We start from the raw sequence: 12534 nt of genomic DNA, 5'->3' as shown, positions 1-12534 counted from the left end.
CAATGCCAAAGAGTTCGGCTTGCACGAATACCGGCGTCAAGTTGGAGCAGAGCACTAGTCGCCCAAATCGAAGGTCAATTGGTTGTCACCGCTTTCAATCTCCGCCGATAGTCCGGAACGAGCGGGGTCGCCGAACTTGGGTGGGAGGAGCGATTCGGTCTCCATCGACCGCAGCGCCGCTTGGGCATCGGCGTCCACTGGATTGGCGGGCGTGTGGGTCGCCATTGGTTTCTGAACGGACTGAATCGCGACCTGATGTTTGCCGAGCGTGGCGCCGTCGCCGGGGCGATAGGTCGTCACCTCGATGATCTCTCCATCCAGGATACGGCCGGTCGCCGGTCGCCCTCCCACCGGTTCGAGAATGATTGTTCCCTGCGGCAACGGTTTCCCGAGATAGTTCACGGTCCCGGTCACTCGGCCGAGTTCCGGGTGACCCGAACCGCATCCCGCCGCGAAGAGAAGCAACAGCGTGAATGGTACCGTCGTTGGCTTGATTTGAGTCATGCGTCGTCGCCCTGTTGATTGCCGTCTCACATCAAAGTCACGATTGAACGTAGACACTGCCCTTCCTCCAAGGGTCATTCCCATCGCTCCCCCTTGTCCAAGGGATGTTCCCATCGCTCCCCCTTGTCCAAGGGATGTTCCCATCGCTCCCCCTTGTCCAAGGGATGTTCCCATCGCTCCCCCTTGTCCAAGGGATGTTCCCATCGCTCCCCCTTGTCCAAGGGGGAGAAGGAGGGGATCGCTCCTCACGTTCGGAGGGGGTCGGCTCCTCCGACCCGCGAGCCATCATCCGAAGCCACGGCGACGGGACTCAGGGACTCTTCGACACGATCTCTCCTCCGTCGCGCGACGCCATGGCGCGGTAGAGCACCCCATCGATGTTCTCGCTGATGAAGTCGATCGATCCGTCCGCGAAGAGAAAGTGGGCGCCGCCAAGATGCCTGCTGCGAAAACCGAACGCGTGGTCCCATTTCGGACTCCCCTGCGTCGGCCAGTTCGAACTTCCAAGCAGATCGTCATTGCGAAAGTTGATCGGATGGGCGGTCGATCCGAAGCTCTGGACGCCGAAATTCTGGGCGATGCACCCGACCCCGATCGACTCGCCGACGAGGAAGGTCTTGCTCAGCCCGTCGGGGCAATCGCGAAAACGGGCGCTCCATGCGAATCGGGACATCATTCCCCGTACCGGGTTTCCGTTGCCGGCGTTGCCGTACGTCGGGTCCTCGCCGATGCCGGTCGAGTTGCGGTAGTCGCCGACGACCGCCGCGTAGTCGACGTTCGAGATCACCCAGGTTGGTGGCGCGAAGAACTCCTGTTCACGAAGAACGTGGGCGTCGGGATTCGAGGGACAGACGAACTGGGCGTAGACAGGCCGAATGTAGTCGATGTTATCCCCCTGCCACGACGCCCGGCTGAAGTTCAGCTTCTCGTGGATGTGGCCGAGATCCATGAATGGGGTCATCAAGGGCAACCATCCCCAGCGATTGACGTGACTGTTGCTGATCGGAAGCATCAGATGCGACTCGTGATAGCCATGCATCGCGATGCCCAGTTGCTTGAGATTATTGCGACACTGCGTCCGACGAGCCGACTCCCGGGCCTGCTGCACCGCCGGCAACAGCAGCGACACTAGCACGCCGATGATGGCGATCACGACCAGCAGTTCCACCAGCGTGAAACCATGTCCATTCCTTCCCAGACGATGAGATCTCATCGCTTCCCCCTCGATTCGTGGATGAAAAGATGTGGAGCCCAATCCCCGTGGGCGCGACCACGAAACAGAGCCGTCGATCACCGAGGACGGGAAGGAGCGCAACGAGTCGACGCACGAAGGATCTTCGCGGATTGTGGTCGTTGCGAACGAGAGGAGATCACTCTCGACCCCTCGTTCCCGCATCGCGGCAGATTCCCGAAGGGGAGCCTCCGCGGTATCGGATCCGACTGGCATCAAGAGCAGTGCTGATTGGCAGGACTCGGCGTGAGCCCTTTCCCGATCGGGAAGGCGCCTCACCCAGCACAGTCCCTCTCATTAAGACGGGTAGCTCGTGCAGTCCCGACTCTCCAGGGAGGTGGGCCGAAAGTCAAGGACCAACCGGCAAAATTGGCTCTCCAAATACGCGTACCATGATGACAAGAAGCACGAGGGAGCGAGGCAACAATGATTCGCGCAAGCGTCTTATTCATCTGGGAACAATCCGCCGGTTTTGCGGATTGAACAGGCTCAAAGCCACGCCGCAAGCCCCTACCTTCATCAAGTCTTCGCACATGATCGCTATAACGTAGATCGGGTGGCTGCTAGAATGCGGTTCGATTGACCAGTGCTGTGTCAGATCCAAGAGTTCGGGGTGGCATTGGCTGCTGGTCAGCCAGTGGGAAGTGATTGTGGGTTCGCAACCCGAAATCTTGCGTTTGACGCAGCCCTAGTGTACCCCCACAACGATGGAAGCTCATTTTCGAGGCCCGACGGATGCGCATCCTCTTGGCGATCGCGATAGTCGTACTGCTCGGTGCGGTCGCCTTCTTCTCCGGGCGCACGCACGCACTGACGAATGAGTCCACGCCGACTGACACATCCAACCCCGCGGTGTCGGGGTTTGGCGTCGAGAAGTCCAAGAAGGATGGGACCTCGATCGTGGTGGGGCTGGGGATGCTCCGACCCGTCGGCGACGTCATCCAAATCGGGGCGCCCCCCGGCTCTCGGGTCGCCGAGGTATTGGTGAGCGAAGGGGACATTGTCGAGTCGGGGGACCATCTCGTGGTCCTCGATCAGCACGAAGTCGCCGAAGCGTCGGTCGCGCTCGCCAAGGCTCGCTTGTCCTCGAGCAAGGCGTTGCAACTGGCCGAGATCGGCGTCGCGGAAGCTTCGATCGCGAAAGCCAAACTCGCGGCCGAGCAGGTGGTGACGCTGACGCCGTTGGAAGTGGAGAGCCAGGAGACCAACGTCGAACTGCTCAAGGCGGCGGCGGAGAACGCCAAGCGCAACCTCGATCGCTTTGAGCCGCTGGCCACCGACAACACCGTCTCGCCCCAGGATTACGATGCCCAAAAACTAGCGGCGCGGCAAGCCGAACTCAATCTCCAGGAAGCGACGATCACCCTCGAGCGGTTGAAATCCAAGACTTCGCTCGACGCGCTTCTAGCCCAACAACAAATCAAGGTCGCCGAGGCCAATTTGGAACGGGCCCGTCGCTCGATTCAGCTCGACGTGCTCGAGAACGACGTGGCCCTCTCCCAAGCCAAGCTCGACCAGTGCCTCATTTGCGCCCCGGGCGTCGGCGAGGTCATCAAGGTCTACGCCCGGCCCGGCCAGCCGTGCAGCGGCGAACCGTTGGTCGACTTTGGCGACACCTCGCACATGTACGTGCTGACGGAGGTCTATCAGACCGACGCTCTCAAAGTCCACGTGGGGCAACGAGCGGTCGTGACGTCGCCGGCGCTTCCCGAGCCCTTGAGCGGCAAGGTCACAACCATCAGCAACCAGATCTCGCGTCAGAGCATCTTTTCCTCGAGCCCAACGGCTCTGGTCGACGCCCGGGTGGTCGATGTCCACATCCTTCTCGACCACGGCTCCCCCGCCAACCGTCTGATCGGGCTTCAAGTCGACGTCAAGATCTTCGTCTCCGCCACCGCGCCGACGAATTCGGTCACGCCTACTGAGAACGCCGACACACCATGAAGACTCCGTTGGCATGGCGCAAGATCTGCCATCAGAAGACGCATACCCTCGTCGTCATCGCCGCCATCGGCTTCACGATCACTCTCATCTTCATGCAGTGCATCGTCTTCAACGTTTGCCGCGTCTCCGGCACGGTCTTCTACGACTTGTTCGACTTCGACCTGCTGGTCATCTCCAGCGACTATGACGGCTTGGTCGACCCCGGACAGTTTTCCCACCAACTGCTTCAGAGCATCAAGAGGGAACCCGAGGTCATCGCGACCACGCCGATTCGGGCGGTCAACATCAACTGGAGAAATCCGAGCAACGGGCAGGAGTATCCGGTCCAGTTGGTCGGGGTCGATCTCTCCGACCCGGTCTTTCGCTCCGATCACCTCAAGACCCTGAAATCGTACTTGAGTCGCCCGATGACGGTGATGATCGATCGCCGCAGCCTCCCGGCGATCGGCAAATGGCACATCAACGACACCTGTCGACTCGGGGCCAGCCAACTCGACATCGCCGCCGCGTATAGTCACGGCATCGGTTTCAGCGCGTTCGGGTGCGTGGTCTGCGGAAGCCAAACGTTTCTGAACGTCGTTCCCTACGACGGCAGCAAGACGACATTCGGTCTCGTTCGGCTCGCCGGCGACACCAATCGCGACGCCCTGATCGAGCGTCTTCGGGAGAGCCTTCCGGACGATGTCGCGGTCGTGACACCCGAAGAGATCAGCGTGAGCCAGCAGTACCGCTGGATCGTCCAGAAACCGGTCGGGATCCTCCTCGGTAGCGGCGTGATTATCAGCGTCCTCGTCGCCTCGATCATCCTGCACCAGATCCTCTCGCACGACGTCAACAACCATCTGCACGAATACGCCACGCTCAAAGCCATCGGCTACTACGACTCAAAGGTCAAGTCGGTCCTCTTCATCCAGGCGTCCCTTTGGACGCTCCTGAGTTTTCTTCCCGCGACGCTCGTGGCATGGATCCTTTGCCGGTACCTGAACGCGCACACCCCCGTGCCGGTGCTGCTCGCTCCCGGGCTACTGGTCATCGTGCTCGCGATCACCGCCACGATCTGTCTCGTCTGCGGCACCATGGTGCTCGCGAAACTCAAACGGGCCGATCCTGTCGATCTCTTTTGAGGAGCCAACCATCAAGACACCGTTGTCCTGGAGGATCCTGACGCTTCACAAGATCAAGCTGGCGGTCTCGGTGGCCGGTATCGCCTTCGCGGTCGTGCTGATGTTCGTTCAGTTGGCCTTTCTCAAGTCGCTCTTTCTCGCGGAGACACAAGGTCCAGCCCAGTTCAACACCGACTTGATCATGATCAGTCCCACGCGAGTACTTCCCGGCATGTCCCCGTCGTTCCCCTTGAATGTCCTGCGCAACTCCCTTGCCGACCCGGATGTCGAGAACGTCACGCCGGTCTACACCATCACGTTGGCGCGTTGGCGCAACGCGTGGACCGGAAAGGGTCACCTGATCCAAATCTACGGCATCGATCCGGACGCCGACGTCTTCAATATCGAGAGGCTTTCCGATTACCGCGATCAGCTTCGCATCCAGGGAGCCGTCCTCTTCGACCGTCGCTCGCGCGACTTCTACGGGCCGACCTTCCAGGGAGTCGAGACGGAACTCTCCGATCGGAAAGTCACGGTCATCGGCCAAGTCTCCCTCGGTCCGACCTTTCGTTCCGACGGCAACGCCCTGATGAGTCGTCGCACCTACTTCGATCACGTCGGCACCGGAGACCTCGGACCGATTCGGACCGAACGAGTCGATTTCGGACTGATCCGCACGAGGGAGGGAGCCGATCTCGACGCGCTCGCTCGACGACTCGAGCAGGCGGCGAATCAACAGGTACGCGTCCAGACGAAGACAGCGTATCTCGCTCAAACGGAGGAGTTCGTGAGCAAGAACACGCCGATCGCGTTTCTCTTCGGTTTCGGGGTCGTCCTGGGCATCTCGATCGGCATCGTCTTCTGCTACAACATCCTTTACAACGACATCGCCGCCCAACTGCGACAATACGCGACGCTCAAGGCGATCGGCTACCAGGACATCCAGTTGACCAAGTATGTCGTTGAGCAAGCCCTGCTGCTGAGTCTGCTCGGCTACGTCTTGGGCTACGTGGTCGCGTCGGCGATCTACGCGGTGCTCTCGAATTCCGCCCGCGTGCCGATGCCAATGACCGCAGGTCGAGCCGCGATGGTCTTCGCCTTGACGGTGGTCATGTGTCAGGCGGCGGGTTTGCTGGCGGTGCGTAGGGTCCACCGCGTCGATCCGGCCGAGTGTTTCTGAGCGAACCGAAGGGAGAATCCTCGAGAGTGAGCACCTCGGAACCAACCGTACTCGCCAGCGCCCTGAATTACGCCTTCAGCTCCGGCGGTTCGTCGAAGCGAGTGCTCGACAGCGTCGACTTTGAGATGCAGCCGGGAGAGATCGTGATCGTCACCGGTCCCTCCGGATCGGGAAAGACGACCCTGCTGACCCTCGTGGGGGCGCTCCGCTCGGTGCAGCAAGGGGAGATGTTCGTCCTCGGCAAGCCGCTTCATCAGTTGGACAAACGCTCGCTCGTCGATGTCCGGCGCGAGATCGGCTTCATCTTCCAGATGCATAACCTCTTCGACGCACTCTCGGCCTTCGAGAACGTCAAGATGTCGCTCGAGCTGCGCAAGTACTCGAAAGAGTACATCAAGAAACGCGCGATCGAACTCCTGACCGAACTCGGCCTCGGCGAGAGGATCGACTACAAGCCGCAAGCCCTCTCGGGAGGGCAGCGCCAACGCGTCGCGATCGCGCGTGCTCTGGCCAACAAGCCGCAACTGATCCTCGCCGACGAGCCGACCGCCGCGCTCGATCGCGAATCGGGACGAACCGTCGTCAACCTGATCCAGCGACTCGCTAAACAGGAACAAAGCTCTATCCTGCTGGTGACGCACGACAACCGCATTCTCGACATCGCCGACCGGATCGTCACCCTGGTCGACGGCCGGATCGAGTCGGACGTCAATCTCGCCGAACGCCTACGGATCTGCGAGATCCTGCGCCAGACGCCCGCCTTTCGTTCCCTCACTCCCGGCGAGTTGACCGAGATGGCCGAACACATGCAACGAGAGACTTTCGCGAAGGGTGACGCCATCGTCCGCCAGGGAGAAATCGGCGATCGCTTGTTCGTCCTCCAACAGGGAGTCGTCGAGGTCTTTCACGATGATGGTGACGGATCGCGTTCGGTCGCCTCCCTGGAGTCGGGCAACGTCTTCGGCGAGGGGGCCCTGTTGACCAGTGGCGAACGCAACGCGACGGTGATCGCGCAGGAGGATGTCTCGGCGCTCAGCCTCACCAAGGAGTCGTTCGACCAAGCCCTCAACTCGAGCGTCAGCTTCAACCAGGAAATCCTCCAGATTCACTTCACCCGGACGAACGTGCTCACCGGCTCCCCGCACCCTCCCCAGACCTCCTAGTCACAAAGCGGACGCATGAAGAATCGTTACAACCGTCACAATTGATCATGTTTCTCGGCCGCGCGCGTCGATGAGACGAGCAAGGCGGCGTCGGGAGGTCCCTCGACGGACGCAACCCACGAATCGACACCGATTCGTCCCAGAACATGGTTTGAGGCTGACGGCATGCCAGAGAGGTCAACGTCCCGCGTCTTGCGACGACTGCTGGTCGGACTCGCGATCGCTTCCTTGGGATGTCATCAGATCGTCTCGACGGAGTTGGAGAACCTCCCCGGGGCGTTTCATCCCATCATGGAGGGCTATCCGGAGACGGATGTCTCTTGTGCCCCGTTCGCGGAGACCGAACCCGCGCCGCGCACCATCAAGAACTACCAAAACGCCGAGCCCTGGAACCTTTCGCTCCAAGAGACCCTCGCGATCGCGATGGGGAACAACCCGCGCATCGCGGCCCTCGGCACCCAACCCGGTGAAGTCGGTACCGCCATCGCCGCCCATCAGGCCATGTTCGACCCCGTCATCAACATCGCCGAATCGTACACCTACTACAACCAGCAAGAGTTCAACCCGATCTACTTGTCGATCATCGAACCCGGAGCCGATGCCTTCACTCTCGACGTCATCGGCAACCTCTTCGGACCGGAACTGACTCCACGCAACATCACCAGCGGAGCGGCAACCAATCCCAACCAACCGATCAATCCCGGGTTCGGCCTCTTCGCCTACGGCAAACGGTTCTCGCACGGTGGAATCGGGACCCTTCACTACGACCTCAACTACCGTGACTTCGGCCCGCTCAATCAGAATCTGTTCATCATCAATCCCGCGTACCAGACCTCCATGCTCGCGAAGATCGAGCAGCCGCTGGCTCAAGGCTTTGGCAAGAAGTTCAACGAGGCCAGCATCCTGATCGCCCGTTCCAACCAGGCTCAGGCCTTGGGCGATTTCGAGGCCCAGGTGCAGCAGCTCTCCCTCGACGTGATGCAAACCTACTGGAGTCTCTACCTCGCCCAGCAGGTGACCCGAGTCCGTCACGCCAGCTTGAAGCAATCGCAGTCAACCCTCCGCAGCGAACAACGACGACTCAAGACCGGCGTCGGTTCGACCGCGAGTGTCGCGTTGGCCCTTAAGCGATTCGAGACCTTTCGCGCCCTTCACCTCGAGGCGATCAATCAGGTCTTAACCATCGAACTGACTCTTCGGGAACTGATGGGAATCACGCCGACCGACGGCCGTCGCATCGTTCCTGTCGATCGTCCCCAGGAGGCGGAATTCGCTCCCGACTGGACCATCGCCCTCGAGGAAACGATGAACTTCCGCTCCGACGTGCGTGCCCAGCGTCACGCGATTCGCGCCGCGGAACTCGACCTCTTCCGGGAGCGAAACGGTCTCAAGCCCGACTTGACCGCCTCGGCGGCGATCGCGACCACCGGCGCCGACTCGTCGCTCTCGCAAGCGAACGGATCGATGTTCGACTTCCGTTATCTCGATGCCTTCGCGTCGATCGCTTACTCCCGTCCGCTCGGGGAACGAGCCGCCCGCGCCGCGGTCCGCCGAGCCCAACTCGCGCTGAGTCGCGCCCGTCACGAGCTTCGCGCCCGAGAGCTGTCCGCTCGTCATGACGTCGCGATGGCCTACAAGGAGATCGTGACGTCCTACCAACTGATCGAGGTCCAACGAGCCCGCCGCGACGCGTCGCGCGATTCGTTCGAGGATCAGCAGCGGCTCTATGACCGTGGGCTCTCCACGCTCGACATGCTCCTCGACGCCCAAGTCGAACTCGTCGACGCCGAGAATCAACTGATCAAGGCCCAAGTCGACTACAACCTCGCCCTGCTTCGCTACTCCCACGCGAAGGGAACGATCCTGAGCGATCACGGGGTGACGATGGCGGAGGAACTGTTCGCCTCGGAGTCGGTTGGTCTTTGTCAGAAGCTTCACGCTCACTTCGGCCGCAAGTCGATGCCGATGGCCGCGATGCCATCCGCGACCGTTGCGCCCGAGGACGTCATCGTCCCCGTCACGCACCAAGAGTCCGTGGTCCCCGCCCAAGAGACGCTCGCCCACGAGGAGGTCATCGTCGACGCTCCCCCTGCGATCGCCGAGCAAGCCGCCAGTGACTCCGCCGAGGGACTCCTCGCCCCGGCGCCCATCGTCGAAACCGGCGTCCTGCGCATCGACCCGTAGGGAATCCGCTAGTGCTTTGTCTGATCCCAACGTTCGGGTGGCACTGGCTGCTTGGTAGCCAGTGAGAAGTGATCGTGGATTCACAACCCGAAATCTTGCGTTCGACGCGGCACTAGTCCATCGGTGTCACTCTCTCGTCACCATCCGCGGCACCGATCTCGTTCCCATGACCCGCCCGTTCACCCGGTCCCTTCCTCAATCTCGGCAACTTCGCTTGTCAGTGGCTCTCGATCCCGTAGACCGCTGCTAACAGCCCGAAAAACGGTTCCTTCGCATCTCTATCGACTCAACGTCAAGCGCGAGCCCGTGGCCCATGAATGCCGAGAAACTGCGACTCCAGGAAACCAAGGCGCATCACATCCATTGGAAACGATGGGGGCCGTATCTCAGCGAACGGCAATGGGGAACGGTTCGCGAGGACTATAGCGCCACCGGCGAGGCATGGGACTACTTCCCCCATGAGCAGGCGCGCAGCCGAGCCTACCGCTGGGGCGAAGACGGCATCGGCGGCATCAGCGACTACCACCAACATATCTGCTTCGGGCTGGCCGTCTGGAACGGTCACGACCCGATCCTCAAGGAGCGGCTCTTCGGGCTGACCGGCCCCGAGGGCAATCACGGCGAGGACGTCAAGGAACTCTACTACTACCTCGACGCCACCCCGACGCACTCCTACCTCAAGATGCTCTACAAGTATCCGCAGACCCTTTACAACTACGCCTGGCTCGTCGAGGAGAACCGCCGCCGCGGCAAGGACCTCCCCGAGTTCGAGCTGATCGACACCGGCGCCTTCAACGGGGATCGCTACTTCGACATCTTCATCGAGTACGCCAAGGACAAGCCCGAAGACATCCTCATCAAGATCACCTGCGTCAACCGGGGCCCCGACCCGGCGCGTATCCACGTCCTGCCGCAGCTCTGGTTCCGCAACACCTGGTCGTGGAGCGACGACGGCGACATCCGCCGCCCCCACGTCAAGGCAGGCAATGGGTCCTGGCTCGAGGTTCACCACCCGCAAGTCGGCGACTATCGCCTCTACTACGAAGGCTCCCCCGAACTCCTCTTCTGCGACAACGAAACCAACTCCCAAAAGCTCTTTGGCTCCGGCAATTCCCACGGCTACTTCAAGGACGCCTTCCACGAGTACGTCATCGACGGACGACAGGAGGCCGTCAATCCCGCCCGAACCGGGACCAAAGCCACCGCATACGACACCCTGAGCATCGCCGCGGGCGAGTCACAATCGATTCGGCTTCGGTTGAGCAAGTCCGACGCCGGCGTCACCAATCCCTTCGCCGACTTCGACACAATCTACGCCCAACGACGTGCCGACGCGGACGAGTTCTATGATGAGCTTCAAGAGGGCGTCAAGACCGACGACGCCAAGCTCGTCCAACGTCAAGCCCTCGCCGGCATGATCTGGTCGAAGCAGTTCTACCACTACGACATCCCTCGTTGGCTCAACGGCGATCCGGGCCAACCGGCGCCCCCTCCCCAACGAAAAGAGGGACGAAACCACGAGTGGTTCCATCTCAACAACGCCGATGTCGTCTCGATGCCCGACAAGTGGGAGTACCCTTGGTATGCCGCGTGGGACTTGGCGTTTCATTGCTTGCCGCTCGCGCTGGTCGATCCGCAGTTCGCGAAACATCAACTCGTGCTGATGACCCGCGAGTGGTACATGCACCCGAACGGCCAACTCCCCGCCTACGAGTGGGCCTTCGGCGACGTCAACCCTCCGGTCCACGCTTGGGCCACCTGGCGCGTCTACCAAATCGATCGCAAGCAGACGGGAAAGCCCGATCGCGACTTTCTCGAGCGCGTCTTTCACAAGCTCATGCTCAACTTCACCTGGTGGGTCAACCGCAAGGACTACGACGATCGCAACGTCTTCCAGGGCGGCTTCCTCGGCCTCGACAACATCGGCGTCTTCGACCGTAGCGCCCCGTTGATGAACGGCGGCCGACTCGACCAGGCCGACGGCACCGCCTGGATGGGCATGTACTGCCTGAACCTGATGCGCATCGCCTTGGAACTCGCCAAGGAGAACCCGGTCTATCAGGACATCGCCACCAAGTTCTTCGAGCACTTCCTCCACATCGCCGAAGCGATCAACAGCATGGGCGAGGACGCGCACGGTCTCTGGGACGAGGAGGATGAGTTCTACTACGACATGCTTCACCTTCCCAACGGGGAGGCTCGACCGATGAAGATTCGTTCCATGGTCGGCCTGGTTCCCCTCTTCGCCATCGAGACCTTGGAGGCCGATCTGATCGAACGGGCACCCGAGTTCGCCAAGCGGCTCGAGTGGGTTCTCGAGAACCGGCCCCATCTGGCCAACTTGGTCTCGCGATGGCAAGTCCCCGGTCGCGGCGAACGCCGCCTGCTCGCCCTCCTTCGCGGCCATCGCATGAAGCGAGTCCTCGCCCGCATGCTCGACGAGACCGAGTTTCTCTCCGACTACGGCATCCGCGCCGTCTCCCGCTACCACAAGGACCATCCCTACGTCCTTCACTGCGACGGACAGGTCCTGCAGTGCTATGGCCAAGACCTCTCCGTCGAGTATCAACCGGCCGAATCGAACACCGGCATGTTCGGCGGCAACTCGAACTGGCGCGGGCCGATCTGGTTCCCCGTCAACTACCTCATCGTCGAATCGCTCGAGAAGTTCCATCACTACTACGGCGACGACTTCAAGGTCGAGTGCCCGACCAACTCCGGCAACTACATGACCATCAACGAGGTCGCCCAGGAACTCTCGCGGCGACTTTGCAGCATCTTCCTCAAGGACGCCGACGGGAAGCGGGCCGTCTTTGGGCAATACCCCCATCTGCAAGAGAACTCGCAGTTCCGCGACCACTTGCTCTTCCACGAGTACTTTCACGGCGACACCGGCCGCGGCGTCGGCGCCTCGCATCAAACTGGCTGGACCGGCGTCGTCGCCAAGCTCCTGCATCCGAAACGAGAGGCGGTCCACTAGTGGTTGGTTTGTCTTCTGGAGTCCGGACGGAGTGTTCCCCTCTCCCCGTGGGAGAGTTAGCCTCTTGTTCCCCTCTCCCCGTGGGAGAGTTAGCCGGTTGTTCCCCTCTCCCCGTGGGAGAGTTAGCCTCTTGTTCCCCTCTCCCCGTGGGAGAGGGGTTAGGGGTGAGGGGGCTATCTTCCGACCATTGGCCCTGTCTCCTGGAACACCGCCGCCCCATACCCAGCGTGCTTCGCTCGTCGACC

The 12534-nt window shown here is 61.3% G+C and carries 8 protein-coding genes; 6 read left to right on the top strand and 2 right to left on the bottom strand.

The window, feature by feature from the left end:
* Positions 1 to 54 precede the first annotated feature (54 nt).
* Positions 55 to 504 carry a hypothetical protein gene (locus tag Pan216_RS05745; protein ID WP_145256079.1) on the bottom strand — a complete coding sequence of 150 codons (450 nt, stop codon included), beginning with the start codon at positions 502 to 504 and terminating at the stop codon, positions 55 to 57.
* 310 nt (positions 505 to 814) lie between these two features.
* On the bottom strand, positions 815 to 1717 hold the full coding sequence (locus Pan216_RS05740) for a DUF1559 domain-containing protein (protein ID WP_419193300.1): 903 nt from the start codon (positions 1715 to 1717) through the stop codon (positions 815 to 817).
* Between the two features lie 753 nt (positions 1718 to 2470).
* Here Pan216_RS05740 and Pan216_RS05735 point away from each other — a divergent pair.
* From Pan216_RS05735 to Pan216_RS05710, 6 genes are all read left to right on the top strand, one after another.
* Positions 2471 to 3679: an efflux RND transporter periplasmic adaptor subunit gene (locus Pan216_RS05735; RefSeq protein WP_145256073.1), complete on the top strand. Its 1209-nt coding sequence runs from the start codon at positions 2471 to 2473 to the stop codon at positions 3677 to 3679.
* The gene (locus tag Pan216_RS05730; RefSeq protein WP_145256070.1) at positions 3676 to 4803 is read left to right on the top strand and encodes an FtsX-like permease family protein; all 1128 of its coding nucleotides are present in this window, start codon (positions 3676 to 3678) and stop codon (positions 4801 to 4803) included. Before Pan216_RS05735 ends, Pan216_RS05730 begins: the two co-directional genes overlap by 4 nt.
* A 22-nt stretch (positions 4804 to 4825) precedes the next feature.
* Positions 4826 to 5962 (top strand): FtsX-like permease family protein, encoded by a 1137-nt coding sequence (locus Pan216_RS05725; protein ID WP_145256067.1) that lies wholly within the window; start codon positions 4826 to 4828, stop codon positions 5960 to 5962.
* A 26-nt stretch (positions 5963 to 5988) separates the two neighbouring features.
* Complete coding sequence (locus Pan216_RS05720; protein ID WP_419193299.1) at positions 5989 to 7125, top strand: ATP-binding cassette domain-containing protein; 1137 nt, start codon at positions 5989 to 5991, stop codon at positions 7123 to 7125.
* 165 nt (positions 7126 to 7290) lie between these two features.
* A complete protein-coding gene (locus Pan216_RS05715; protein WP_145256061.1) occupies positions 7291 to 9309 on the top strand; it encodes a TolC family protein in 2019 nt (672 codons plus the stop codon).
* A gap of 313 nt (positions 9310 to 9622) precedes the next feature.
* A complete protein-coding gene (locus Pan216_RS05710) occupies positions 9623 to 12289 on the top strand; it encodes an MGH1-like glycoside hydrolase domain-containing protein (protein ID WP_145256059.1) in 2667 nt (888 codons plus the stop codon).
* Positions 12290 to 12534: the final 245 nt, after the last annotated feature.

It is taken from the genome of Kolteria novifilia (assembly GCA_007748055.1).
GTDB lineage: Bacteria > Planctomycetota > Planctomycetia > Kolteriales > Kolteriaceae > Kolteria > Kolteria novifilia.
The sequence above is the reverse complement of the archived record's forward strand: the minus strand, read 5'-3'. Positions and strand labels throughout refer to the sequence as shown.

Excerpts from the sequence above, each read along its gene's own strand:
- Pan216_RS05740 (WP_419193300.1), bottom strand. The coding sequence starts at position 1,717 with ATGAGATCTCATCGTCTGGGAAGGAATGGACATGGTTTCACGCTGGTG.
- Pan216_RS05710 (WP_145256059.1), top strand. The coding sequence starts at position 9,623 with ATGAATGCCGAGAAACTGCGACTCCAGGAAACCAAGGCGCATCACATC.
- Pan216_RS05735 (WP_145256073.1), top strand. The coding sequence starts at position 2,471 with ATGCGCATCCTCTTGGCGATCGCGATAGTCGTACTGCTCGGTGCGGTC.
- Pan216_RS05715 (WP_145256061.1), top strand. The coding sequence starts at position 7,291 with ATGCCAGAGAGGTCAACGTCCCGCGTCTTGCGACGACTGCTGGTCGGA.
- Pan216_RS05730 (WP_145256070.1), top strand. The coding sequence starts at position 3,676 with ATGAAGACTCCGTTGGCATGGCGCAAGATCTGCCATCAGAAGACGCAT.
- Pan216_RS05745 (WP_145256079.1), bottom strand. The coding sequence starts at position 504 with ATGACTCAAATCAAGCCAACGACGGTACCATTCACGCTGTTGCTTCTC.